This is a genomic window from Pseudomonas sp. P2S-1 (assembly GCF_057197725.1).
On the sequence record NZ_CM170068.1, the window covers coordinates 115842 to 141031 of the forward strand.

At 61.6% G+C, this 25190-nt stretch carries 26 protein-coding genes and 2 tRNA genes; 21 read left to right on the forward strand and 7 right to left on the reverse strand.

Translation table 11 applies throughout. From position 1 onward, the window contains the following. Positions 1-133 precede the first annotated feature (133 nt). The 3 genes from AC2CQI_RS00580 to AC2CQI_RS00590 all read left to right on the forward strand — a co-directional run bounded on the left by AC2CQI_RS00580 (position 134) and on the right by AC2CQI_RS00590 (position 3524). Positions 134-2389 carry an Orn/Lys/Arg family decarboxylase gene (locus tag AC2CQI_RS00580; protein WP_075802431.1) on the forward strand — a complete coding sequence of 752 codons (2256 nt, stop codon included), beginning with the start codon at positions 134-136 and terminating at the stop codon, positions 2387-2389. 58 nt (positions 2390-2447) lie between these two features. After that, positions 2448-3017, forward strand: coding sequence for an SPOR domain-containing protein (locus AC2CQI_RS00585; protein WP_484578778.1), 570 nt, complete (start codon positions 2448-2450; stop codon positions 3015-3017). Positions 3018-3098: 81 nt separating this feature from the next. Continuing rightward, a complete protein-coding gene (locus AC2CQI_RS00590) occupies positions 3099-3524 on the forward strand; it encodes a GTP pyrophosphokinase (protein WP_075802429.1) in 426 nt (141 codons plus the stop codon). 3 nt (positions 3525-3527) lie between these two features. Here the strand turns inward: AC2CQI_RS00590 and AC2CQI_RS00595 are convergent, their stop codons facing one another. Beyond that, positions 3528-4217 (reverse strand): endonuclease, encoded by a 690-nt coding sequence (locus AC2CQI_RS00595; protein WP_075802428.1) that lies wholly within the window; start codon positions 4215-4217, stop codon positions 3528-3530. Between the two features lie 5 nt (positions 4218-4222). After that, a complete protein-coding gene (locus AC2CQI_RS00600) occupies positions 4223-4468 on the reverse strand; it encodes a DUF1654 domain-containing protein (protein ID WP_075802427.1) in 246 nt (81 codons plus the stop codon). A gap of 396 nt (positions 4469-4864) precedes the next feature. On the opposite strand from AC2CQI_RS00600, the gene AC2CQI_RS00605 reads away from it, so the two are divergent. The 5 genes from AC2CQI_RS00605 to rbsK are packed head-to-tail and all read left to right on the forward strand — an operon-like array spanning position 4865 to position 10284. Then, positions 4865-5812 carry a sugar ABC transporter substrate-binding protein gene (locus AC2CQI_RS00605; RefSeq protein ID WP_075802426.1) on the forward strand — a complete coding sequence of 316 codons (948 nt, stop codon included), beginning with the start codon at positions 4865-4867 and terminating at the stop codon, positions 5810-5812. Beyond that, on the forward strand, positions 5809-7353 hold the full coding sequence (locus AC2CQI_RS00610; RefSeq protein WP_484578779.1) for a sugar ABC transporter ATP-binding protein: 1545 nt from the start codon (positions 5809-5811) through the stop codon (positions 7351-7353). The genes AC2CQI_RS00605 and AC2CQI_RS00610 overlap by 4 nt, the downstream gene beginning before the upstream one ends. After that, positions 7350-8339 (forward strand): ABC transporter permease, encoded by a 990-nt coding sequence (locus tag AC2CQI_RS00615; RefSeq protein WP_484578780.1) that lies wholly within the window; start codon positions 7350-7352, stop codon positions 8337-8339. The genes AC2CQI_RS00610 and AC2CQI_RS00615 overlap by 4 nt, the downstream gene beginning before the upstream one ends. Before the next feature lie 4 nt (positions 8340-8343). After that, positions 8344-9366, forward strand: coding sequence for a LacI family DNA-binding transcriptional regulator (locus tag AC2CQI_RS00620; protein WP_075802423.1), 1023 nt, complete (start codon positions 8344-8346; stop codon positions 9364-9366). A 9-nt stretch (positions 9367-9375) separates the two neighbouring features. Next, complete coding sequence (gene rbsK / locus AC2CQI_RS00625; protein WP_484578781.1) at positions 9376-10284, forward strand: ribokinase; 909 nt, start codon at positions 9376-9378, stop codon at positions 10282-10284. Here rbsK and AC2CQI_RS00630 read toward each other — a convergent pair. Continuing rightward, complete coding sequence (locus AC2CQI_RS00630; RefSeq protein ID WP_075802772.1) at positions 10229-10489, reverse strand: hypothetical protein; 261 nt, start codon at positions 10487-10489, stop codon at positions 10229-10231. The two genes, rbsK and AC2CQI_RS00630, sit on opposite strands and share 56 nt — an antisense overlap. A gap of 188 nt (positions 10490-10677) precedes the next feature. On the opposite strand from AC2CQI_RS00630, the gene AC2CQI_RS00635 reads away from it, so the two are divergent. Then, on the forward strand, positions 10678-10980 hold the full coding sequence (locus tag AC2CQI_RS00635; protein WP_075802421.1) for a hypothetical protein: 303 nt from the start codon (positions 10678-10680) through the stop codon (positions 10978-10980). Positions 10981-11119: 139 nt separating this feature from the next. Next, a complete protein-coding gene (locus AC2CQI_RS00640) occupies positions 11120-11440 on the forward strand; it encodes an I78 family peptidase inhibitor (protein ID WP_075802420.1) in 321 nt (106 codons plus the stop codon). Between the two features lie 64 nt (positions 11441-11504). Here the strand turns inward: AC2CQI_RS00640 and AC2CQI_RS00645 are convergent, their stop codons facing one another. Together AC2CQI_RS00645 and AC2CQI_RS00650 are read right to left on the reverse strand one after the other, a co-directional pair. Next, positions 11505-11717 carry a cold-shock protein gene (locus tag AC2CQI_RS00645; protein ID WP_064301762.1) on the reverse strand — a complete coding sequence of 71 codons (213 nt, stop codon included), beginning with the start codon at positions 11715-11717 and terminating at the stop codon, positions 11505-11507. Positions 11718-11874: 157 nt separating this feature from the next. Beyond that, positions 11875-12180: a hypothetical protein gene (locus tag AC2CQI_RS00650; protein WP_075802419.1), complete on the reverse strand. Its 306-nt coding sequence runs from the start codon at positions 12178-12180 to the stop codon at positions 11875-11877. 371 nt (positions 12181-12551) lie between these two features. Here AC2CQI_RS00650 and thrS point away from each other — a divergent pair, with 371 nt between their 5' ends. The 10 genes from thrS (at position 12552) to AC2CQI_RS00700 (ending at position 20180) form a co-directional block, all read left to right on the forward strand. Beyond that, positions 12552-14474 carry a threonine--tRNA ligase gene (thrS, locus tag AC2CQI_RS00655; protein ID WP_075802418.1) on the forward strand — a complete coding sequence of 641 codons (1923 nt, stop codon included), beginning with the start codon at positions 12552-12554 and terminating at the stop codon, positions 14472-14474. Beyond that, positions 14474-15025, forward strand: coding sequence for a translation initiation factor IF-3 (gene infC / locus AC2CQI_RS00660; protein WP_170395068.1), 552 nt, complete (start codon positions 14474-14476; stop codon positions 15023-15025). The genes thrS and infC overlap by 1 nt, the downstream gene beginning before the upstream one ends. Positions 15026-15085: 60 nt before the next feature. Next, positions 15086-15280 (forward strand): 50S ribosomal protein L35, encoded by a 195-nt coding sequence (rpmI, locus tag AC2CQI_RS00665; RefSeq protein ID WP_009394045.1) that lies wholly within the window; start codon positions 15086-15088, stop codon positions 15278-15280. A gap of 28 nt (positions 15281-15308) precedes the next feature. Next, positions 15309-15665 carry a 50S ribosomal protein L20 gene (gene rplT, locus AC2CQI_RS00670; protein WP_009394046.1) on the forward strand — a complete coding sequence of 119 codons (357 nt, stop codon included), beginning with the start codon at positions 15309-15311 and terminating at the stop codon, positions 15663-15665. Between the two features lie 107 nt (positions 15666-15772). Next, the gene (gene pheS / locus AC2CQI_RS00675) at positions 15773-16789 is read left to right on the forward strand and encodes a phenylalanine--tRNA ligase subunit alpha (protein ID WP_330075375.1); all 1017 of its coding nucleotides are present in this window, start codon (positions 15773-15775) and stop codon (positions 16787-16789) included. Between the two features lie 35 nt (positions 16790-16824). Further along, complete coding sequence (gene pheT, locus AC2CQI_RS00680; RefSeq protein WP_484578782.1) at positions 16825-19200, forward strand: phenylalanine--tRNA ligase subunit beta; 2376 nt, start codon at positions 16825-16827, stop codon at positions 19198-19200. Positions 19201-19203: 3 nt separating this feature from the next. Then, entirely contained in the window at positions 19204-19506 is a 303-nt protein-coding gene (gene ihfA, locus AC2CQI_RS00685; protein WP_009394049.1) for an integration host factor subunit alpha, read from the forward strand. Continuing rightward, a complete protein-coding gene (locus AC2CQI_RS00690; protein ID WP_009394050.1) occupies positions 19487-19843 on the forward strand; it encodes a MerR family transcriptional regulator in 357 nt (118 codons plus the stop codon). The genes ihfA and AC2CQI_RS00690 overlap by 20 nt, the downstream gene beginning before the upstream one ends. Positions 19844-19942: 99 nt before the next feature. Beyond that, positions 19943-20019 (forward strand) — tRNA-Pro (locus AC2CQI_RS00695). 85 nt (positions 20020-20104) lie between these two features. Next, positions 20105-20180 (forward strand) — tRNA-Gly (locus tag AC2CQI_RS00700). 77 nt (positions 20181-20257) lie between these two features. On the opposite strand, the gene AC2CQI_RS00705 is transcribed toward AC2CQI_RS00700, so the two are convergent. Both AC2CQI_RS00705 and AC2CQI_RS00710 read right to left on the reverse strand, forming a co-directional pair. Further along, positions 20258-22432, reverse strand: coding sequence for a DNA/RNA helicase domain-containing protein (locus AC2CQI_RS00705; RefSeq protein ID WP_484578783.1), 2175 nt, complete (start codon positions 22430-22432; stop codon positions 20258-20260). Next, positions 22429-22749, reverse strand: coding sequence for a nucleotide pyrophosphohydrolase (locus AC2CQI_RS00710; protein WP_484578784.1), 321 nt, complete (start codon positions 22747-22749; stop codon positions 22429-22431). Before AC2CQI_RS00710 ends, AC2CQI_RS00705 begins: the two co-directional genes overlap by 4 nt. A 268-nt stretch (positions 22750-23017) precedes the next feature. On the opposite strand from AC2CQI_RS00710, the gene AC2CQI_RS00715 reads away from it, so the two are divergent. Further along, positions 23018-25177: a PQQ-dependent dehydrogenase, methanol/ethanol family gene (locus AC2CQI_RS00715; protein WP_484578785.1), complete on the forward strand. Its 2160-nt coding sequence runs from the start codon at positions 23018-23020 to the stop codon at positions 25175-25177. Positions 25178-25190 lie beyond the last annotated feature (13 nt).

Here is a 25190-nt window from a genome sequence, read left to right on the forward strand (position 1 = left end):
GGGTCCGCGCCGTGCTTTCGAACGGGTTAATGGCATCAGTCCCCAAGGCATTTCCCGCACGTGATGGCGGCGACCTTCTACCCTGAGATGAACGGCCCACGAGGCCGGTCGCAGGAAGAAGGTAGCGCCGCCCATGTACAAGGATCTCAAGTTTCCCGTTCTGATCGTTCACCGTGATATCAAGTCCGACACCGTAGCCGGCGACCGCGTCCGCGGTATCGCCCAGGAGCTGGCGCAGGATGGCTTTACCATCCTCAGCGCCGTGGATTACGCCGAAGGCCGCCTGGTCGCGGCGACCCATCATGGCCTCGCCTGCATGCTGATCGCCGCCGAAGGGGCAGGCGAAAATACCCACCTGTTGCAGAACATGGTCGAGCTGATTCGCCTGGCCCGGTCCCGGGCACCTCATCTGCCCATATTCGCCCTGGGCGAGCAGGTCACCCTGGAAAATGCCCCGGCCGATGCCATGAGCGAGCTGAACCAGTTGCGCGGCATCCTCTACCTGTTCGAAGACACCGTGCCTTTTCTCGCCCGTCAGGTCGCCCGCGCCGCGCACAACTACCTCGACGGTTTGCTGCCACCCTTCTTCAAGGCGCTGGTACAGCACACCGCGCAGTCCAACTATTCCTGGCACACACCCGGCCATGGCGGCGGGGTGGCTTATCGCAAGAGCCCGGTCGGGCAGGCGTTCCACCAGTTCTTCGGGGAGAACACCCTGCGTTCCGACCTGTCGGTCTCGGTGCCTGAACTGGGCTCGCTGCTGGACCACACGGGCCCGCTGGCGGAGGCCGAAGCCCGCGCAGCGCGCAACTTCGGCGCCGACCACACCTTCTTCGTGATCAACGGCACTTCGACAGCGAACAAGATCGTCTGGCACTCGATGGTGGGGCGCGACGATCTCGTGCTGGTGGACCGCAACTGCCACAAGTCGGTGCTGCACGCGATCATCATGACCGGCGCGATTCCTCTGTACCTGTGCCCGGAGCGCAACGAGCTGGGCATCATCGGCCCGATCCCCCTCAGCGAATTCAGTCCCGAATCGATCCAGGCCAAGGTCCTCGCCAATCCGCTGACCCGTGATCGCGAGCCGCGGGTGAAGATGGCGGTGGTGACCAACTCCACCTACGACGGCCTTTGCTACAACGCCGAGATGATCAAGCAGACCCTGGGCAACAGTGTCGAGGTCCTGCATTTCGACGAGGCCTGGTACGCCTACGCGGCCTTCCATGAATTCTTCGCCGGGCGTTATGCCATGGGCACCTCGCGCAGCGACGATAGCCCTTTGGTCTTCAGTACCCATTCCACCCACAAGCTGCTCGCCGCCTTCAGCCAGGCGTCGATGATCCATGTGCAGGATGGCGGTCGCCGGCAACTGGACCGCGACCGTTTCAATGAAGCCTTCATGATGCATATCTCCACGTCGCCGCAGTACAGCATCCTCGCTTCGCTGGATGTCTCCTCGGCGATGATGGAAGGGCCGGCGGGGCGTTCGCTGCTGCAGGAGATGTTCGACGAGGCCCTGAGCTTCCGCCGTGCATTGGCCAACCTGCGTGAGCACCTGGCTGCCGAGGATTGGTGGTTCAGCGTCTGGCAGCCGCCGCGGGTCGAAGGCATCCATCGCGTCGCCACCGAGGACTGGCTGCTCGAGCCCCAGGCGCACTGGCACGGCTTCGGCGACGTCAGCGAGGACTACGTGCTGCTCGACCCGATCAAGGTGACCCTGGTCATGCCTGGCCTGGACGCCGGAGGCAGCCTGGACCGCCATGGCATCCCGGCGGCAGTGGTCAGCAAGTTTCTCTGGGAGCGCGGGCTGGTGGTGGAGAAGACCGGGCTGTATTCCTTCCTGGTGCTGTTCTCGATGGGGATCACCAAGGGCAAGTGGAGCACCTTGCTCACCGAGTTGCTGGAGTTCAAACGCAACTATGACGCCAACACCGAGCTGAGCCAGTGCCTGCCCTGTGTCGCTGGCCTGGACCCGCAGCGCTATCGCGGCATGGGCTTGCGCGATCTCTGTGATGAATTGCACGCCTGCTATCGCAGCAACGCCACCGCCAAGCAGCTCAAGCGCCTTTACACGCGCCTGCCGGAAGCGGTGATGAAACCGTCGATGGCCTACGACAAGCTGGTTCGCGGCGACGTCGAAGCCGTGCCCATCGAGCAACTGCTGGGGCGCGTCGCGGCGGTGATGCTGGTCCCGTATCCGCCGGGCATCCCGTTGATCATGCCTGGCGAGCGCTTCACCGAGGCGACCCGGTCCATTCTCGATTACCTCGCCTTCGCCCGTGCCTTCGATACCGGTTTCCCCGGATTCGTCGCCGATGTGCATGGTCTGCAACATGAGGAAATAGAAGGAGTACGGGTCTACACCGTGGACTGCGTCAAGGAGTAGCGGACCCGGCTGGCGGCCAGGTGCTAGAATCCGCCGCTTGAATTCAGGAGGTAGACGCGTGCGCAAAGTGGCGGTGGTAATGGCAGTCCTGGCCCTGGCCGGCTGTAACAACGATGCCGAGCGGGTTCACAAGCAGGTTGCCGAGCACTTGCAGAACCCCAAGACGGCCAAGTTCGCCAACGTGCGGTTCAACACCCAGGGCGACATCTGCGGCCAGTTCCGTGGCAAGGACGACAGCGGCAACTACCTGCCGTATCGCAGCTACGTGGCGATCAAGAGCGGCGCGGATTACAACATCATCATCGACGAAACCGGCAACGACCTGCGCATCCGTGAAGTGTGCGGCGGTGCCGACCTGCAGCGCCGCGCCGAGGCCATCGCCAACGAGCCGGCGCCGCAGGGCTGGGATGTGGAGATCGTCCAGGGGCCGAACATGGGCGCCCTCAGCGACATCACCGCGCGCCTGATCGAGAAGGGCATTCCTTCTTCCGTGGTCTACCGCAACGAGAAGCCCGTGGTGTTGCTTGGCCCGTTCATGGACAAGGCCGAAGCCGAAGCCAGCAAGAACGACGTGATGGCCCGCCTGGGTACCGACTCGGTGGTCATCCAGCACGACGCGCCGCGATAGACCTGTCCATTGCGCCCCTGCCAGCTATGCTCATTGAGGAAGGTGTTTATCGCTGAGTGCAGCAACGGTGAGGAGGGGGCCATGTCCACGCTGGAGCGAGCCATTACGGTTGCAGCCCGCGCCCATGAGGGGCACAGGGACAAAGGGGGCGCAGCATACATCCTGCACCCACTGCGGGTGATGCTGCGGGTGTCGACCACCGAGCAGCGTATCGTCGCGGTGCTGCACGAAGTGCTGCAGGAGTCGCCCATGACGCTGTCCGACCTGGCTCGCGAGGGCTTCGCCCTGAAGATCCTCGCGGCGGTGCAGGCCCTGAGTCCGCGTTGCGATGAAAGCGATGAGGAATTCGTCATCAGGATCGGCAGCGATCCCCTGGCGCGGGTGGTCAAGCTGGCGGACCTGGCCGATGAAAGTGACCCGACCCGCATCGTGGTGCCCGGTCCCGCCGACATCGCCCGCCTGCAACGTTGCCAGCAGGCCAGCGCCTACCTGCAGACGCTGGCCTGAACTTCAGCTACAGGCCTTGAGGTTCACCGGGCCGACGAATTCGTTGCCATGCCCCATCACGCAGGCAACGCGCTGGTTGCGCTGGATTTCCCAGGCCTGGGCCGGATAGGTTTTGTTCCAGGCTTCGTACAACTGCCGATCCTGTCTGGACAGGTTAAGGTTGTATTGCTTGCTCATGTAGAAATAGGTGCGTGCGATCATCCCTCGAATGGATGGACGCGGCATGACCTTCTTCGCCTTGAAATCCACCTGGGTCAGGCATGAGCCATATTGCCCATGCTGCTCGGGCAGCCAGCCGAAGCTGAAGTTGCTGCGATCGCCATTGACCTCGCCAATGCTCGGTACCAGGTTGTGCAGGTCGGCTTCGGCGCGCTGGTAGACGGTGTCGTTGCGCGAGCAGTTCTTGCGACCGCCGCTCTGCCAGCATTGACGCTGATGGCCGATCTGCCAGGCCGGCACGATGTGTTCCCACTCGATGCGCGAGGCGCGATTGGCATTCTTGCGCGGGACATACCCGCAGCCGGCGAGGTCGACCTTGTTGCCGTTGTACTTGCAGCCGCAATAGAACTCGGTCGATTGCGGCGCGTACAGGCGCCAGGCGACCTTTTTCGCTTCGCTGAAGGTCCGGGGTGCATCGGCGTGGGCGGTGAGGCTGAACAACAGGCAGCTGGCTGCCAATACCATGAATCTCATCCGCGTCAGTCTTCCTTCGGTACCGTCCAGAAAATCTGCACGCCGCCATCGTCGCGGTGGGCGAGGGTGACGTTGTCGTTCTCGGCGATTTCTTCGAGCAGGGTTTCCCAGTCATCCACCGACTCGTGTTCGAGGCGGAAGATCAGTGCGGCCTTCGAGCGCTGGGCAGTCGGAGAGTTGATGATTTTCTGGATGCGCACGCCGAGCTGTTCGTAGCTGCTGGCGGGAGTGATTGCGGAGGAAGTGGCCACGCAAGGGTTCCTTGTTTTTGCTGTATGCGCATACAGTATTTAACTGTAGGAGTTTTCGCAACAGCTCGTCGGTTCAAAGAGGCTGTATGACCGCTTCGCCGCGTATTTGCTGCATGGGTGGCAAAACAATTTTCCACCAGCGTTCAACAAGGTCGCGTAGGACTCAGCAAACGCTGGCCCATTGCCTAGAATCGGAAGGGCACTTTGTCTGCCTCCGGAAATCCGGACGATTCCAATTAAAAGTTCGGTTTTCCGAGCGTTTGAGTGACAATTCCCGCGCCGCGGTTCCTGCCTGGTGCCTTTCCGCACATTTGACAAAGTCAGGTTCCGTTCCCATAGTGGGGTAACGCAAACGTTTGCGATCCGATAAAAAGCATAAAATGCGGAGTAAACTACATGCACTTGCCTTCCCGTGGACGGATTCAGGCCGTGGCCTTGCTCGCCGTTCTCTCACTTGCCTCTTTCGCACATGCCGAAGACCGCCCCAAGGTCGCGCTGGTCATGAAATCCCTTGCCAACGAATTCTTCCTGACCATGGAAGACGGGGCCAAGGCCTACCAGAAAGAACACGCCGGCGACTTCGATCTGGTGTCCAACGGTATCAAGGACGAGTCCGATACCGGGGCGCAGATCCGTATCGTCGAGCAGATGATCGTTTCGAAGGTCAACGCCCTGGTGATCGCCCCGGCTGACTCCAAGGCCCTGGTGCCGGTGATCAAGCGCGCCATGGATGCGGGTATCACGGTGGTCAATATCGATAACCGTCTCGATCCCGACGTTCTGAAAAGCAAGCAGCTCAGCGTGCCGTTCGTAGGGCCGGACAACCGCAAGGGTGCCCGTCTGGTCGGCGACTACCTGGCCGGCAGGCTTACGGCCGGTGACGAGGTCGGCATCATCGAGGGTGTGCCGACCACCACCAATGCCCAGCAGCGCACCGCCGGCTTCAAGGATGCGATGGAGGCGGCGCAGATGAAGATCGTCTCGGTGCAGTCCGGTAACTGGGAGATCAACAAGGGCAATGCGGTGGCTTCGGCGATGCTCAACGAGTACCCGAACCTCAAGGCCCTGCTCACCGGCAACGACAGCATGGCCCTGGGCGCGGTATCGGCGGTGCGTTCCGCCGGCCGTAGCGGTCAGGTGCAGGTGGTGGGTTACGACAATATCAAGGCCATCGCACCGATGCTGGCGGATGGCCGCGTGCTCGCTACCGCCGACCAGTACGCCGCCCGGCAGGCGGTGTTCGGCATCGAGGCCGCGTTGAAGATGCTCAAGGGCGAGAAGCCCGAAGTGGATGCCGACAATGTCATCCAGACCCCGGTTGACCTGGTGACCGGCAAGCAATGAACGGCGACGTGCTGCTCACCGTCAACGCAGTGGGCAAGACCTACGCGCACCCTGTGCTCGATGGCATCGACCTGAGCCTGCGGCGGGGCGAGGTGCTGGCCCTCACAGGCGAGAACGGCGCGGGCAAGAGCACGCTGTCGAAGATCATTGCCGGTCTCGAAGCCGCCAGCGTCGGCAGCATGACGTTGCAGGGGCAACCCTATCAGCCCGGCGGTCGCGCCGCAGCCGAACGTCTCGGTGTGCGCATGGTGATGCAGGAACTGAACCTGCTGCCGACCTTGAGCATCGCGGAAAACCTCTTTCTCCACGACCTGCCCGGACGCTTCGGCTGGATCGACCGCACCCGCCTGCGCCAGCAGGCCGAGGTAGCGATGGCGCGCATGGGGCTGGAAGCGATCGATCCGGACACGCCGGTGGCTGAGCTGGGGATCGGCCACCAGCAGATGGTCGAGATCGCCCGCAACCTCATCGGCGACTGCCACCTGCTGATTCTCGACGAGCCCACTGCGATGCTCACCGAGCGGGAGGTGGAACTGCTTTTCGTGCAGATCGACGCCTTGCGCCAGCGCGGGGTGGCGATCATCTACATTTCCCACCGGCTTGAAGAACTCAAGCGCGTGGCCCAGCGCATCGCCGTGCTGCGCGATGGGCGCCTGGTCTGCGTCGAACCGATCGAGCGCTACAGCAGCGAGGAACTGGTCAGGCTGATGGTGGGGCGCGAGCTGGGCGAGCATATCGAGGCGCCGGACCGGCAGATCGGCGAGCCGCTGCTGCGGGTCAGCGGCCTCGGGCGCGGCGACAAGGTGGTCGATGTTTCCTTCGAGGTGCGAGCCGGTGAAGTCTTCGGTTTGTGCGGGCTGGTAGGGGCTGGGCGAACCGAGCTCTTGCGTCTGATCTACGGCGCCGACCCTGCCGACCGGGGCACGCTGGAGCTGGGGCGTCCCTTGCGGGTCTGTCGCATCGATTCGCCGATGGCGGCGGTGCGCGAGGGCATCGCCCTGGTCAGCGAGGACCGCAAGGGCGAAGGCTTGCTCCTGGGCGAATCGATCAGTGCCAACCTGGTGCTGGGCAATCTCGAGGCGGTGTCCCGCGCAGGCGTACTGGACCGCAATGCCGAACAGGCACTGGCCGAGCGTCGTATCGCCGCCCTGCGCATTCGCAGCGCGGGTGCCTGGCAGGCGGTTGGCGAACTGTCGGGTGGCAACCAGCAGAAAGTCGTGATCGGGCGCTGGCTCGAGCGTGACTGTCAGGTGCTGCTGTTCGACGAGCCGACCCGGGGTATCGATGTCGGGGCCAAGCTGGACATCTACGCTCTGCTCGCCGAGCTGGCGCGCCAGGGCAAGGCACTGTTGGTGGTATCCAGCGACTTGCGCGAGTTGATGCTGATTTGCGACCGCATCGGTGTGCTCAGCGCGGGACGCCTGGTGGACACCTTCGGACGGGATGACTGGAGCCAGGATGCGTTGCTGGCTGCGGCCTTTTCCGGCTATCAGAAACGTGACGCGCTGCTGTCCGACGCAGCGCATGGAAGCGCCTCATGAAGACATCCTCTCCTGGCCCGGCAGCGGCCGCCCGGCGCGGCGCCAGCCAGCTTTCACTCGGTACCTACCTTGGCCTTTCCGGCGCCTTGCTAAGCATGGTGGTGCTGTTTTCCTTGCTCAGCAGCCACTTTCTCTCGTACGCCACCTTCAGCACCCTGGCCAACCAGATTCCTGACCTGATGGTGCTGGCAGTGGGCATGACCTTCGTGCTGATCATCGGCGGCATCGACCTGTCCGTCGGTTCGGTACTGGCCCTGGCCGGCTCGGTAGTGAGCGTGGCCATGCTCGGCTGGGGCTGGAGTGTCCTGCCGGCGGCCCTGCTGGGCATGGCCTGCGCGGCGCTGGTCGGCAGCCTGACCGGGGCGATTACCGTGGCCTGGCGTATTCCCTCCTTCATCGTCTCCCTTGGCGTGCTGGAGATTGCCCGGGGCGCGGCCTATCAGCTCACCGATTCGCGCACCGCGTATATCGGCGATGCCCTGGCCTGGTTATCCAACCCCGTTGCCCTGGGCATCTCGCCGTCCTTCCTGATTGCCCTGGCCGTGGTGGTCGTGGCGCAACTGGTGCTGAGTCGCACGGTGTTCGGACGCTACCTTGTGGGCATCGGTACCAACGAAGAGGCCGTGCGCCTGGCCGGGGTCGATCCGCGCCCCCGGAAGATCATGGTGTTTGCCCTGATGGGCCTGCTGGCCGGGCTGGCCGCGCTGTTCCAGATCTCTCGCCTGGAAGCGGCCGACCCCAATGCCGGCTCCGGCCTGGAACTGCAGGTCATCGCCGCGGTGGTGATCGGTGGGACCAGCCTGATGGGCGGGCGTGGCTCGGTCGTCAGCACCTTCTTCGGCGTACTGATCATTTCGGTACTGGCGGCGGGGCTGGCGCAGATCGGCGCCTCCGAACCGACCAAACGCATCATCACCGGGGCGGTCATCGTGATCGCCGTGGTGCTCGACACTTATCGCAGCCGGCGCGCGGGCCGACGGAATTGAAAGCATGGCAACCATAAAAGACGTAGCGGCGCTGGCCGGCATTTCCTACACCACCGTGTCCCATGTGCTGAACAAGACCCGTCCGGTCAGCGAGCCGGTGCGCCTGAAGGTCGAGGCCGCGATTGCCGAGCTCGACTACGTGCCCAGTGCCGTGGCGCGGTCGCTCAAGGCGCGCAGCACCGCGACCATCGGCCTGTTGGTGCCCAACAGTGTCAACCCGTATTTCGCCGAGCTGGCCCGGGGCATCGAGGATGCCTGCGAACGCAATGGCTACTGCGTGATCCTGTGCAACTCCGACGACAATCCGCAGAAGCAGCGCAGCTACCTGCGCGTGTTGCTGGAGAAGCGTATCGACGGCCTCATCGTCGCTTCGGTCGGTGAGGACCGCGACCTGCTCGCCAGCCTGTCCAGCGTACGCACTCCGATGGTCATCCTTGATCGCGCGCTGGAAGGCGTGGACGCCGACCTCGTGCGCATCGACCACGAGCAGGGTGCGTATCTGGCAACCCGCCACCTGCTCGACCTGGGGCATGTGGATATTGCCTGCATCAACGGCCCGGCGGACACCAGCGTGGCGAAGATGCGTCTGGCCGGCTTCCAGCGTGCGCTGGTCGAGGCCGGTGTGACGCTGGGCGAGGGGCGGGTGGTGAACAGCGACTTCACCAGCCTTGGCGGTTATGGCGTGGCGGCTCAGTTGCTCGGGCGCAATCGGCCGACGGCGATCTTTGCCGGCAACGACATGATCGGCATGGGCGTACTGCGTGCCGCTGCCGAGCGTCATATCACGGTGCCGGGTGAACTGTCGGTGATCGGCTTCGACGATATCCAGATGTGTCAGTACGTCTATCCGGCGCTGACCACGGTCGGGCAGTCGATTCGTGACCTTGGCGAAATGGCTGCCTCGATGTTGCTGCGGCGTATCGGCGGCCCCGGGGTGCTCCCTGTGGAGCAGCGGATCGTCGCGCCGAAGATCGTCCTGCGCGAGTCCACCGGGCGTAGCCCGGACCTGTTCGCTGAACAAGACTGAGGGCGCATCATGCAAGGCAGGGTAGTGGTGGTGGGCAGTCTCAACATGGACCTGGTAGTGCGTGCCGGACGTTTGCCGCAGGCGGGTGAAACGCTGGCAGGCGACTCCTTCTTCACCGTCCCCGGCGGCAAGGGGGCGAACCAGGCGGTTGCGGCTGCACGGCTGGGGGCGCAGGTGGCGATGGTCGGTTGCGTGGGCGACGATGCCTATGGCCGGCAACTGCTGGCTGGCTTGTGCGCCGAGGGTATCGATTGCCAGGCGGTGGAGGAGGTTGCCGGTGTCTCCAGCGGCGTGGCGCTGATCGTGGTGGATGCGGCAAGCCAGAATGCCATTGTCATTGTCGCCGGCAGCAACGGGCACTTGTTGCCGCCCTCGATAGAGCGCTTCGACGCCTTGCTGCAGGCTGCCGATGTGGTCGTTTGCCAGATGGAAGTCCCGCCGCAGACCGTCGCGTTCACGCTTGCGCGGGCGCGTGCGCTGGGCAAGACGGTGATTCTCAATCCGGCGCCGGCCAGCGGGCCTTTGCCTGGAGAGTGGCTGGGCAATATCGACTACCTGATTCCCAACGAAAGCGAAGCGGCGGCCCTGACTGGCTTGCCGGTACATGACCAGTCCTCGGCGCAGTTGGCGGCCGGGCATTTGTGCGATCTCGGGTTGGCACGGGTAATTGTCACGCTGGGTGCGCAGGGCGCCTTGCTGGTAACCGGGCAGGCCAGTGAGCACTTTACCGCGCCGGTTGTGCAGGCGCTGGACACCACGGCGGCCGGTGACACCTTTGTCGGTGCCTTCGCTGCGGCGCTGGCACGGGGTTGCAGCGAGCGTGAGGCAGTCGCTTTCGGTCAGCGTGCAGCGGCTATCTCCGTCACTCGTGCAGGGGCTCAGCCGTCGATTCCGGGTCTGGCTGAGGTCGGCCCGTGAGCACCTGGGCGGGCGCTGCGATCGGCTCGTGACGGTAGCGTTCGAAGACCTGGTCGATAAAGCTGCGCGCAGCGTCGCTGCCCATTTCCTTGACCAGCAGGTCGATCGCGATAAGGCTCAGCTCTTCCGCTGTCCCTGGGCTGTAGGCGCTCTGGCCTTCGGGCCATTTCACCTTGATGTCGGCATCGATGCTGTGGCTGGTCATGGAGGTCTCTGGGTGGCCCATTCTGTCGAGGTTGAAGGCCGGGCCCTGGGCGGTTCGGCGGCCGTTCGCCATTGTCTGTCGCTACGCTTCCAGTTTACCCATCCCGGGTGCAATGCGGCTCTGCGACTTAGGCATAAGAGCGGCAGCGTGGCAAACTATCGGTATTTATCCAGCAGCGCGACCACAGCATGACTATCGATCTCAAGGACCCGCAGCAATTCACTCTCGAACAGGTTCGCCAACTGATTGCCTGTGGCAATGGGGCCAGGCACAACCAGCTGCGCGTCAACCGGGCGGGGCAGGCCTGGTTGTCCGAGGTGGTCGGCGGTGCCCAGCTTGACGGCTTGCTGTTCCGCCTGGAGACCTGGGCCGCCGGCTCCGGTTGCGTCGGCCCGGTGGCCGCAGAGGATGAGCGCTGGGTGCGGCAGGTGTTCAAGGCCTTGCAGGACAACTGGCCCAAGCCGTCCAGCGACTATATCGACCTGTATTGAGCTGCCGTTGCTGCGCAAAATCCAGACACTATTGTCATTTCCCCTGCAGGGACGACTCGGGCAGACTGACATGCTTTTGCAACAACTCGCATCAAGTGCTGTCGGATCGAACAGCATTCAGCATCCCTAAGGAGGATTCATGTTTCCCATGCGTGCATCACTGGTGAGCCTGTTGGCCGCCGCAGTCCTGGTTGGCTGCAGCAGCGGCGGTAGCGCATCGAAAACGCCCGAGCCCGCAGCGCCTGCCAACACCGATGGTCGTTGCGAAGCCAGCAATGCCGGGTTCGCGGTCGGCAAGCCAGCGTCTGCAGATCTGCTCGAGCAGGCGCGCAAGGCGAGCGGGGCACAACTGGCCCGCATCCTCAAGCCGACTGACGCGATTACCCTGGAGTACCGCTCCGAGCGTCTGAACCTGCATGCCGATGACAAGGGCGTGATCAGCCGCGTCAACTGCGGTTGAGCAGCCAATTGCAGGCATAAAAAAACCCGTCGCGAGCGACGGGTTTTTTAATTCGGCAGAGAAATTACTCTGGGCGAACCTGTGCAGCCTGCATGCCTTTCTGACCTTTCTCGGCCACGAAGGATACGGTCTGACCTTCTTTCAACGATTTGAAACCGTCGGATTCGATGGCCTTGAAGTGTACGAACAGATCGTCGCCGCCGCCTGCAGGAGTGATGAAGCCGTAGCCTTTCTCATCGTTGAACCATTTGACGGTGCCGTTTTGGCGATTGGACATGGGGTGTATCTCCAGGAAACTTGATTTTTTTCGGTAGTGCGGTGTCGCCGAGAGCCAACAGGATGCACCGGGACATCATAGTCTAAATATTCGCGTGTGGTGGCTTTTAGCTTCATCTAATGCTGATCTGGCGCAAGATTGAGCCGGATCATCTTCATTATTTAGACTTGCAGGCGGCCGTCACCGCAGCCTGGGCCCGGTCCCTCAGCTTGGGGTCGATGCCGGTCTTGCTGTCCAGTTGTTCGATTTCCGCCGTGGTGAAGTTCTTCTCGATGGCGTCTGCGCCGCACTTGCAGTGCTTGTCCGCCTGGACGGCGGTGACACCCTGCTGGCTGCTGGCAACCTGCACGCACTGGTCCATGTATTCGCCTTTCTTGCCATCAGGCCATGGTCCGGCATTGGCAGCCAGGGGCAGCAGCAGGGCTCCAGCGGCCGTCAGGGCCAGAAGAGAATGAAGTCGCATAACCAGGCACTCCTTGGGTTTTTGGTCTCATGGAAGAGTAGGACGCTTCAGTAACTCTGAGCGGGAAAAATCCGCAGGAGTTCACCGATCGGTCCTTTTTCCAATTATTTCCACTTGGCGCCGCTCAGGCGCGACGCAGGTGCCAATCCATGTGCTAGCATGCCCGGCTCGGGTTCGCTGGACGTCTGTTCCGTGCGTTTCCGTACTTACTTATTTCTGTTCCAGTCACTCTGGTTCGTTCCCTGACAGGCATCCGACTTCTGCCACTGTGAGGCAGGCCTTTCGCAAGAAAGGACAGGGGCGAATCGCGTACTGGCTCATCCCAACCCACGTGACCTTTGGTAGGGGTCACCACTAGGAGAGGAGGCGCCATGCCCGTAATTACTCTTCCCGATGGCAGTCAACGTACGTTCGACCAGGCGGTTACCGTCGCCGAGGTCGCCGCATCCATTGGTGCCGGTCTGGCCAAGGCCACCGTCGCCGGCAAGGTCGACGGCAAGCTGGTCGACGCGTGCGACCTGATCGAACACGACGCCCGTCTGCAAATCATTACGCCCAAGGACGAAGAGGGGCTGGAAATCATTCGTCACTCCTGCGCGCACCTTGTCGGTCACGCGGTGAAACAACTGTACCCGACCGCAAAAATGGTCATCGGTCCGGTCATCGACGAAGGCTTCTACTACGACATCGCCTACGAGCGTCCTTTCACGCCTGACGACATGGCGGCGATCGAGCAGCGCATGCAGCAGCTGATCGACAAGGACTACGACGTCATCAAGAAGGTCACCCCGCGCGCCGAGGTGATCGAAGTGTTCAAGGCCCGTGGCGAGGACTACAAGCTGCGCCTGGTCGAGGACATGCCGGATGAGCAGGCGATGGGCCTGTACTATCACGAAGAATACGTCGACATGTGCCGCGGTCCGCACGTGCCGAACACCCGTTTCCTCAAGTCGTTCAAGCTGACCAAGCTGTCCGGTGCCTACTGGCGCGGCGACGCCAAGAACGAGCAGTTGCAGCGTGTCTACGGCACTGCCTGGGCCGACAAGAAGCAACTGGCTGCCTACATCCAGCGCATCGAGGAAGCGGAAAAGCGCGATCACCGCAAGATCGGCAAGCGCCTCGGCCTGTTCCATCTCCAGGAAGAAGCCCCGGGCATGGTGTTCTGGCACCCGAACGGCTGGACCCTGTACCAGGTGCTGGAGCAGTACATGCGCCAGATCCAGCGCGAGAACGGCTACCTGGAGATCAAGACGCCGCAGGTGGTCGATCGCACCCTGTGGGAAAAGTCGGGTCACTGGGCCAACTACGCCGACAACATGTTCACCACCCAGTCGGAAAACCGCGACTACGCGGTCAAGCCGATGAACTGCCCGTGCCACGTGCAGGTGTTCAACCAGGGTCTGAAGAGCTACCGCGAGCTGCCGCTGCGCCTGGCCGAGTTCGGTGCCTGCCACCGCAACGAAGCGTCCGGTGCGCTGCACGGCATCATGCGCGTGCGTGGCTTCACCCAGGACGACGCGCACATCTTCTGCACCGAAGAGCAGATGCAGTCCGAATCGGCGGCGTTCATCAAGCTGACCATGGACGTGTACTCCGACTTCGGCTTCCAGGACATCCAGCTCAAGCTGTCCACCCGTCCGGAAAAACGTGTCGGTTCCGACGAGCTGTGGGATCGTGCCGAGGCTGCGCTGGCCGCTGCCCTGGACAACGCCGGCCTGCCGTATGACCTGCAGCCGGGCGAGGGCGCCTTCTACGGTCCGAAGATCGAGTTTTCGCTCAAGGACTGCCTGGGCCGTGTCTGGCAGTGTGGTACCCTGCAGCTGGACTTCAACCTGCCGATCCGTCTCGGCGCCGAGTACGTTTCCGAAGACAACGGCCGCAAGCATCCGGTGATGCTGCACCGCGCCATCCTCGGTTCGTTCGAGCGTTTCGTCGGAATTCTGATCGAGCACTACGAAGGTGCATTCCCGGCCTGGCTGGCGCCAACCCAGGCTGTGGTGATGAATATCACCGACAAGCAGGCCGATTTCGCCCTCCAGGTGGAAAAAACCCTGCTCAATAGCGGATTCCGTGCCAAGTCCGACTTGAGAAATGAAAAGATCGGCTTTAAAATCCGCGAGCATACCTTGCTCAAGGTTCCCTATCTCTTGGTTATTGGAGATCGGGAAGTCGAAACGCAAACTGTCGCTGTGCGTACCCGTGAAGGTGCTGACCTGGGTTCCATGCCCGTCGCCCAGTTCGCGGACTTGCTTGCGCAAGCGGTTTCCCGGCGTGGTCGCCAAGATTCGGAGTAATTACCATTAAGCGTGATATGAGACAGGATAAACGAACTGCACCGAAGGCCCCGATCAACGAGAATATCTCGGCACGCGAGGTTCGGTTAATTGGCGCTGACGGCGAGCAGATTGGCATCGTCTCGATTGATGAAGCGCTTCGTATCGCTGATGAAGCGAAGCTGGACCTGGTAGAAATTTCTGCTGACGCTGTACCCCCTGTGTGCCGGGTCATGGACTACGGCAAGAGCCTCTTCGAGAAGAAGAAGCAGCAGGCTGCGGCGAAGAAGAACCAGAAGCAGATCCAGATCAAAGAAATCAAGTTTCGTCCAGGGACGGAGGAAGGGGATTACCAGGTAAAACTACGCAACCTGGTACGTTTCCTTAGTGATGGGGACAAGGCCAAGATCTCTCTGAGATTCCGTGGCCGTGAGATGGCCCACCAGGAGCTGGGCATGGAGCTGTTGAAGCGGGTCGAGGTTGACCTCGCCGAATACGGCACCGTTGAGCAGCATCCGAAGATGGAAGGACGCCAGCTTATGATGGTCATCGCCCCCAAGAAAAAGAAATAACCACCAGGGCACGGCAGGCCTTGCGGTTATGTTTATCCACTGAATGCGGAGTATCCGAACATGCCAAAGATGAAAACCAAAAGCGGTGCAGCGAAGCGTTTCCTGAAAACCGCTTCCGGCTTCAAGCACAAGCACGCTTTCAAGAGCCACATCCTGACCAAAATGTCGACCAAGCGTAAGCGTCAACTGCGTGGTAGCAGCCTGCTGCACCCGTCTGACGTTGCAAAAGTCGAGCGCATGCTGCGCGTACGTTAATTTCGGTCAAAGATAGAGGAAGTAACTCATGGCTCGTGTAAAGCGTGGCGTCATCGCTCGTAAGCGTCACAAGAAAATCCTGAAACTGGCTAAAGGCTACTACGGCGCGCGTTCCCGCGTATTCCGTGTTGCCAAGCAAGCGGTCATCAAGGCAGGCCAATACGCCTACCGCGACCGTCGCCAGAAAAAACGTCAGTTCCGCGCTCTGTGGATCGCTCGTATCAACGCTGGTGCTCGCAACAACGGTCTGTCCTACAGCCGTCTGATCGCCGGTCTGAAAAAGGCGTCCATCGAGATCGACCGTAAGGTTCTGGCTGATCTGGCAGTGAACGAAAAAGCGGCGTTTGCTGCGATTGTCGAGAAAGCTAAAGCCGTCCTGGCTTAAGTACCCACGACAATCATTTGCCGTCGATTCCGGCGGCGAATGTTAAACGTCATAAATAGGGGAAGAGCCTGTAAGCTCTTCCCCTATTTCGTATCTGGAGTCTGTACATGGAAAACCTGGATGCGCTGGTCTCCCAAGCCCTGGAGGCTGTGGAACGCGCTGAAGACATCAATGCCCTGGAGCAGATCCGGGTTCAATTCCTTGGCAAGAAAGGCGAACTGACCCAGGTGATGAAGACCCTGGGCAACCTGCCTGCCGACGAGCGCCCGAAAGTCGGCGCGCTGATCAACGACGCCAAGGAACGCGTCACCGAAGTGCTCAATGCGCGCAAGACCGCCTTCGAAGAAGCCGAGCTCAGCGCTCGCCTGGCGGCCGAATGCATTGACGTGACCTTGCCGGGCCGTGGCCAGACTTCCGGTGGTTTGCACCCGATCACCCGTACCCTCGAGCGCATCGAGCAGTTCTTCACCCATATCGGCTACGGCATCGCCGAAGGCCCTGAGGTCGAAGACGACTACCATAACTTCGAAGCGCTCAACATTCCCGGCCACCACCCGGCCCGGGCAATGCACGACACCTTCTATTTCAATGCCAACATGCTGCTGCGTACCCACACCTCGCCGGTGCAGGTGCGGACCATGGAATCCTCGCAGCCGCCAATCCGCATTGTCTGCCCGGGCCGCGTCTATCGCTGCGACTCGGACCTGACCCACTCGCCGATGTTCCACCAGGTCGAAGGCCTGCTGGTCGATCGCGACATCAACTTCGCCGACCTCAAGGGCACCATCGAAGAGTTCCTTCGCGTGTTCTTCGAGAAAGAGCTGGCGGTGCGTTTCCGTCCTTCGTTCTTCCCCTTCACCGAGCCTTCGGCTGAAGTCGATATCCAGTGCGTGATGTGCAGCGGCAAAGGCTGCCGCGTGTGCAAGCAGACCGGCTGGCTGGAAGTCATGGGCTGCGGCATGGTGCACCCGAACGTGCTGCGCATGTCCGGCATCGACCCGGAAGAGTTCTCGGGCTTCGCTTTCGGCATGGGGGCCGAGCGCCTGGCCATGCTGCGTTACGGCGTCAACGATTTGCGCCTGTTCTTCGACAACGATTTGCGGTTCCTCGCGCAATTTCGCTAGGTCGCGCACCCGTAACGAATCTTTAGGAGAGCAGGATGAAATTCAGTGAAAAGTGGCTGCGCGGTTGGGTCAACCCGCAGGTTTCCCGTGACGAGCTGGTAGCCCGTCTGTCGATGGCGGGTCTGGAAGTCGACAGCGTGACCCCGGCCGCCGGCCAATTCAGCGGTATCGTGGTGGGCGAGGTGCTGAGCACCGAGCAGCACCCTGACGCCGACAAGCTGCGCGTTTGCCAGGTGAGCAATGGCAGCGAGACCTTCCAGGTCGTCTGCGGCGCGCCGAACGTGCGCCCGGGCCTGAAGATTCCGTTCGCCATGATCGGCGCCGAGCTGCCAGGCGACTTCAAGATCAAGAAGGCCAAGCTGCGCGGTGTCGAGTCCAACGGCATGCTCTGCTCGGCCTCCGAGCTGCAGATCAGCGACGACAACGACGGCCTGCTGGAGCTGGCTGCCGATGCGCCGGTCGGCCAGGACATCCGTGTGTACCTGGACCTGGACGACGCCAGCATCGAGGTCGACCTGACCCCGAACCGCGGCGACTGCCTGTCCCTGGCCGGTCTGGCCCGTGAAGTCGGTGCCCTGTACGCCGCGCCGGTCACCCGTCCGGTGGTGCCTGCGGTCAACGCCGTGCATGACGAAGTGCGTCCGGTCGACGTGCTGGCCCCTGCTGCCTGCCCACGTTATCTGGGCCGGGTGATCCGCAATGTCGATCTGTCGCGTCCGACCCCGCTGTGGATGGTCGAGCGCCTGCGTCGCGCTGACGTGCGCAGCATCGATGCGGCCGTGGATATCACCAACTACGTGATGCTCGAACTCGGTCAGCCGCTGCACGCCTTCGATCTCGCCGAGATCAACGGCGGCATCCGCGTGCGCATGGCAGAGGAGGGCGAGAAGCTGGTCCTGCTGGACGGCCAGGAAGTCACCCTGCGTCCCGACACCCTGGTCATCGCCGACCATAGCCGCGCCCTGGCCATCGCCGGCGTGATGGGCGGCGAGCACAGTGGCGTGTCCGCGACCACTCGTGACATCTTCCTGGAAAGCGCTTTCTTCGAGCCGATTTCCGTCGCCGGCAAGGCCCGTTCCTATGGCCTGCACACCGATGCCTCGCACCGCTACGAGCGTGGTGTCGATTCGCAACTGGCCCGCGAAGCCATGGAGCGCGCCACCGGCCTGCTGCTGGAAATCGTTGGCGGTGAAGCCGGTCCGGTCATCGAGGCCCTGAGCGAGCAGCACCTGCCGCAAGTGGCGCCGATCACCCTGCGTGCCGAGCGCATCAGCCAGATGCTGGGCATGGAAATGGCCAGCGCCGAAGTCGAGCAACTGCTCAACGCCCTGGGCCTGAAAACCACCGCCGGCGAAGACCAGTGGCAGGTTGACGTGCCAAGCCATCGCTTCGATATCAGCCTCGAAGTCGACCTGATCGAAGAACTGGGTCGCCTGTACGGTTACAACCGTCTGCCGGTTCGTTACCCGCAAGCACGCCTGGCGCCTCAGGCCCGTGCCGAAGCCCGTGGCGAGCTGCCGGCCCTGCGCCGTCTGCTGGTTGCCCGTGGTTACCAGGAAGCGATCACCTACAGCTTCATCGATCCGAAACTGTTCGAACTGTTCACTCCGGGCGTCGAGCCGCTGCTGCTGGCCAACCCGATCTCCAGCGACATGGCCGCCATGCGTGCGTCCCTGTGGCCAGGTCTGGTCAAGGCGCTGCAGCACAACCTCAACCGCCAGCAGGACCGTGTGCGCCTGTTCGAAAGCGGCCTGCGCTTCGTCGGTCAACTGGAAGGCCTGCAACAGCAGCCGATGCTGGCCGGTGTGGTCTGCGGCAGCCGTCTGCCGGAGGCCTGGGCTAACGGCCGTGAAGGCATCGACTTCTTCGACGTGAAAGCGGATGTCGAAGCGCTGCTGAATTCTTCCGGTTCGCTGGGCGAGTTCACCTTCGCTGCCGGCAAGCACCCGGCGCTGCACCCGGGCCAGACCGCGCGCATCGAGCGCAATGGTCGCGAAGTCGGCTTCCTCGGTGCGCTGCACCCGGAACTGGCCAAGACCCTCGGCCTGGACCGCAGCGTGTTCCTCTTCGAGTTGGTATTGGACGAAGTCGTGGAAGGGCGCCTGCCGAAGTTCCATGAACTCTCGAAGTTCCCGGAAGTGCGTCGTGACCTGGCCTTGATCGCCGATCGTGATGTGGCTTCGAGTGCGGTACTTGAAGTAATTCGTGACAATGCAGGGGAATGGCTCACGGACCTCAGGCTGTTTGATGTCTACCAGGGTAAAGGTATTGATCCTGATAGAAAAAGCCTGGCAGTCGGCTTGACCTGGCAGCATCCATCGCGCACTCTTAACGACGATGAGGTGAATGCCACGACCCAAAACATCCTCACCTCGCTCGAACAAAGGTTGAACACCACGTTAAGGAAATAGCGTATGGGTGCTCTGACGAAAGCTGAGATGGCAGAACGGCTGTACGAGGAGCTGGGCCTGAACAAGCGTGAAGCCAAAGAACTGGTCGAACTGTTCTTTGAGGAAATCAGGCACGCTCTTGAAGACAACGAGCAGGTCAAATTGTCCGGTTTCGGCAATTTCGACCTGCGCGACAAACGCCAGCGTCCGGGACGCAACCCGAAAACCGGGGAAGAAATCCCGATCACGGCACGCCGCGTCGTCACCTTTCGTCCAGGGCAGAAACTGAAGGCCCGGGTTGAGGCTTATGCTGGAACCAAGCCATAACGACGAACTCCCGCCTATCCCGGGAAAACGTTACTTCACCATCGGTGAGGTCAGTGAGCTCTGTGCGGTAAAACCGCACGTGCTCCGTTACTGGGAGCAGGAGTTCCCGCAACTCAACCCGGTCAAGCGCCGCGGCAACCGTCGGTATTATCAGCGCCAGGACGTGCTGATGATCCGTCAGATCCGCGCCTTGCTCTACGACCAGGGCTTCACCATCGGCGGTGCGCGTTTGCGCCTGTCCAGTGATGAAGCCAAGGACGACACCACCCAGTATAAACAGCTGATCCGGCAGATGATTGTCGAGTTGGAAGACGTGCTGGTGGTGCTGAAGAAGTGACCTGAGACAGGTTTTGCCAGGGTTGTGAAAATAATCCTTCCAAAATTCAAAAGCTTAAGGTAGATTCCTCATCGTTCTCAGCAACATCGAGAATGCAGTCGGGGCGTAGCGCAGCCCGGTAGCGCACTTGCATGGGGTGCAAGGGGTCGAGTGTTCGAATCACTCCGTCCCGACCAAAAATCCCCGAAAATCCAGTTGCTGATTGGTAACTGGATTTTTTTATCCGATACCGGATAGTCGTGGTAACCAGGCAACACCAAAGCGGGAATAGCTCAGTTGGTAGAGCACGACCTTGCCAAGGTCGGGGTCGCGAGTTCGAGTCTCGTTTCCCGCTCCAGATATTTGTCTCAGCGCATCATGTGCTGAGGCGCTTGAAAAAGGGCCCATTGGCCCTTTTTTCGTTTCTATGCATATCTACCGGATAACTCGAACGAATTCCCCGACCACTCGGTAGTTCGACAGCAGGTCATTCCTCAACTCGAGCGGCTCGAACGCCGCGTCCGAAGATCGCGGCAACAATAGAATTTTCTCGTGACGCCAGCCGCTTTCATCCTCCATCTTGACGCTGCGGTACTCCTTGACCGTGTAGTGCGCCCCGCCGGTCTCATCCCACAACTCCACCAGCACGATCTTGCCATTGCGACTGCCACCACGCTCTGCACGGAACAGGCATATCGAGCCATTCGGAATGACGGTATTCATCGATTCGCCCACCACTTCACAAGCGAAGCAGGTACTGTCCAGCGGCACCTCTGCGTTGACCGCGATCAAGCGTTGTTGCTCGGCCTGCTGGGCCTCACTGAAGCCACCGGCAGCGGCATGCAGGTTGTACAGCGGCACCGCATTCACATAGGCCACCATCTTCACGGGCTCGGTAGCAGGCTGAGCCGTGTGATAACCGCAAATGTGCTGCGCCAGGTACTCGCGCAAGTCCTGGTTGCAGGCATAGACAAAAGTCCCGCGAATACCACGAAGCATGATGGTCTTGTAGATATTCAGGATGTACCGCTTCAGCTCGCCCGGCTCCCTGATCCCGTTCTTGCCGTTGCGGTCGAAGTAGCGGCTCGCATCGATGGTGATTTCGCCCCGCACCTTGTCGTAGCCAATTTCATTGCCAAGGATGATCGCTGCGAAGTTCAGGTCGTAGCCTTGGGTGGTGTGGATGCAGCCCACCTCGGTCTCGGCGTTCTTCGTATTGATCCAATCACTGCTGGTGCGGTTCCAGCGCAGTTTCACGTCGTCGATTTCAATGTCGAACGCGTCCTTGTTCTTTTTCGAGGCCCACCGCCATGAGAAGCCGGCAATCATGCGCGAAAGGCCGAACTGGCGGTTCCGTTCCAGCGTGACCTGCAGCATTTCGCTGATCGAATCGAAAAGAACCAGCTCGTAGTTGTTCGGCGAGAACCTGGGCTGGCCGTTGCGCCGGACGTTTAGCAAGTCATCCAGGAACTTCACATAGGGATTGCCAGCCCGTACCCGAAACTGCGACAGCAGTGTCTGCACTTGTGTCGTGTCCCGAGCCTTGAGCCTGACGAAGTCTTCGGCATTGGCGTCCGAGGGCTTGATCGACTGGCTGGTGTCGTAGAAGAAGATGGCCTTGCCCGCTTGGTGACATACCCAATCCACTTCACTGCAACTGTAGGGATCGAAGCCGAGCGCCCTGGACGCGTTGTCGAAGGCCTTGAAGTAGGAGCCCAGGTTGCAACGCTTGCGCAGGCGATGGGCTTCATCCACCAGGACGATGTCGTAGTGTTGCCGGGACAGTTCGGCAGGGCCGATGACCATGTCCGCAGCAAGGCCAGCGACATTGGCGAAGGCTTTCTTCAGGGTCTTCCTGAACGAGCTCATGGGCACGACAAGCGCCATTTTCGGTGTGCCATAGCGTGCCTTGATCGTCTTCAGCGCTGTGCGCAACTCGGCTTCCTCGGCATCGAACTCGTGGAAGCTCATTTCGTCGATATCCGATTGCAGCAGCTTGAACAGGTAGATCGCCAATACCGATTTCCCGGTTCCTGCACCGCCCTGCACGACCAGGGTCGTGGTGCGCTCATCCAGCAGCGCGTGGAGCATGCCCAGCAGCCCCTGGCGCTGATCGGAGGACAGGGATTTGTACGGCGAATACTTGAACAGGTCGGAGTTGTCGATCGACTCGAGGGAATGCTGCACCACGCCTTCGCCACGTAACCTGTTCCAGGTTTCCCTGAAGATGTCGGCGTAGAGTCCGCTGCGCTGGTAGTAGTTGTGATCGACCAGTCCCAGGTTGCTGTTGAGCAGGGCGAACTTGCCGTCGGCGGCGATGTACTTGATCAATGACGACTCGATATCGAGAGTCGCCGACTTGTTGAATTTCTCGCTACTGATCAGGTGCACCGAGCGCAGCAGGTTCTTGTCGCCGTTGGCCAGATGGGTGCTCATGCGCTTGAGCGTGTCGGCAGTCTCGCCGATATAGGCCTGCTTCCTGGCTTCATCGCTGAGGATATACACCAGTGGCCAGGCGTTCGCTGCGTGGAAGTTGCCATGCAGGTCTTCTTCCAGGGCGCCTTTCGTGAAGCTGTAGCGGTTTATTTCGACCAGAGGCTTGTCACTCATAGCTCCGTGTACTTCCTGGCCGTTCCCTTGGCTTTCTCTACTGGATACTTGGCTTTGTTGAGCTTGATCTTGTCCAGTACGATCTGTTGCGGATCAAGGCCATAGTTGTCGGCCAGCAACAGGGCATAGGCGAGTACATCAGCCAATTCTTCCCTGACCTTCGCGATATCGGCCTCCTCAGCGGACTTCCACAGGAACACTTCCAGCAGTTCGCTCGACTCGATGCTCAACGCCAGCGCCAGATCCTTGGGGTTGTGGAATTTCTTCCAGTCGCGCGCGTCGCGGAATGCGCGCAACTTCTTGATTGCTTCTTCCATAGTCAGTCATGCCGGCAAATTGATGTGCGCATGATTGCTTACGTAACCAAGTGAGACAAGGTTCACGTGCTCCATGTGTAGCGCCGCACTGTAGCGCCGGATGCAACACCTGTAGCGCTGTTCACCACCCTCGTGTCTGTTCCCACTCTGCACAAACCCAAGTAATCCGGCGGCTCCAGAGCTGTCTAGCTGTTCTGGCATCCCCATTGCTCCTGTCCCTCCCGCGCAGCAAAAACCTCGCGCCACTAATAAGAACAGGACAAGCCCCATGACACAGATTGGCCATGCCTCGCCCCCCGGCACACCCCTGAAATCCCTTGCCGCCGCCTTGCTGCTCTGTCTCGCCAGCGCACCCGCCCTGGCCGTCGAGATGCCGGCGAACGTCGACACCAAGCGCCTGATCGCCGCCGACCAGGAACCCGGCAACTGGATGAGCACCGGTCGCACCTACGACGAACAACGCTACAGCCCGCTCAAGCAGATCAGCGACCAGAACGTCGGCCAGCTCGGCCTGGCGTGGAGCTACAAGCTCGATCTCGACCGCGGTGTCGAGGCCACGCCGATCGTGGTCGACGGCGTGATGTACACCACCGGGCCGTTCTCCGTGGTCTACGCGCTGGATGCGCGCAACGGCAAGCTGATCTGGAAATACGATCCGAAATCCGACCGCAACCGCGCCGGGGAAGCCTGCTGCGATGCGGTCAACCGCGGTGTTGCCGTGTGGAAGGGCAAGGTCTACGTGGGCGTACTCGACGGTCGCCTGGAGGCCATCGACGCCAAGACCGGCCAGCTCGCCTGGTCGGTGGATACCCGTGCCGACCACAAGCGCAGCTACACCATCACCGGCGCCCCCCGGGTGGTCAACGGCAAGGTGGTGATCGGCAATGGTGGCGCCGAGTTCGGCGTGCGCGGCTACGTCACCGCCTATGACGCCGAGACCGGCAAGGAGGCCTGGCGCTTCTACACCGTGCCGGGCGATCCGAAGCTGCCGCCGGAAGGCAAGGGCATGGAGATCGCCGCCAAGACCTGGCACGGCGATGCCTTCGTTGAGCAGGGCGGTGGTGGTACGGCCTGGGATTCGTTCGCCTTCGATCCCGAGTTGAACCTGCTCTACATCGGCGTCGGCAACGGCTCGATGTGGGACCCGAAATGGCGTAGCCAGGCCAAGGGCGACAACCTGTTCCTGTCGTCCATCGTCGCGGTCAACGCCGATACCGGCGAGTACGTCTGGCACTACCAGACCACCCCGGGTGATGCCTGGGACTACACCGCCACCCAGCACATGATCCTCGCCGAGCTGCCCATCGACGGCAAACCGCGCAAGGTGCTGATGCAGGCGCCGAAGAACGGCTTCTTCTACGTGATCGACCGCGCCACCGGCGAGCTGCTGTCGGCCAAGGGCATCGTGCCGCAGAGCTGGACCAAGGGCATGGACATGAAGACCGGCCGGCCGATCTTCGACGACGAGAACGCCGCCTACTGGAAGGACGGCAAGCGCAAGCTGGTGACCCCGGCGTTCTGGGGCGCCCATGACTGGCAGCCGATGTCCTACAACCCGAACACCGGGCTGGTGTATATCCCGGCCCATATCATGTCGGCCTACTACGAGCACATCCCCGAGGCGCCCAAGCGCAATCCGTTCAAGAGCATGTACCAGCTCGGCCTGCGCACCGGGATGATGCCGGAGAACGTCGACGGCCTGCTGGAAATGGCCAAGGGCTGGTCCGGCAAGCTGATCGCCTGGGACCCGGTCAAGCAGCAGCCGGCTTGGGAAGTGCCCTATGTGACCATCTTCAACGGCGGCACCCTGAGCACCGCCGGCAACCTGGTCTTCGAAGGCAGCGCCGATGGCCGGGTGATCGCCTACGCTGCCGACAGTGGCAAGAAACTCTGGGAGCAACCGGCGGCCAGCGGGGTGATGGCGGCACCGGTCACCTACAGCGTCGATGGGGAACAGTACGTGACCTTCATGGCCGGCTGGGGCGGGGCGTTTTCCACCTTCGCTGGCGCCCTGTCGCTGCGTGCCGGGGTCCAGCCATTCTCCCAGGTGCTGACCTACAAGATCGGCGGCACGGCGAAGCTGCAGGAACCGGCACCGCGCCCGGACACCCCGAAACCGCCGCCCCTGAGCACCGACACGGCGGCCATCGAGGCCGGCGCCAAGCTCTACGACGGCTACTGCTCGCAATGCCACGGCATCCACGCGGTCAGCGGCGGCGTGCTGCCAGACCTGCGCAAGCTGACGGCGGAAAAACACCAGATGTTCCTCGGCATTCTCTACGGTGGTCGCGTGCCCGATGGCATGCCGTCCTTCGCCGATGCCTTCACCCCCGAGCAGGTCGAGCAGATTCATCAGTACCTGATCAAGCGCTCCCACGACCTGCAAAACGAAGGCGAAGCCTGGAAGCAGTTCAGCGCCAAGCAATAAGCCCCGACAAGGA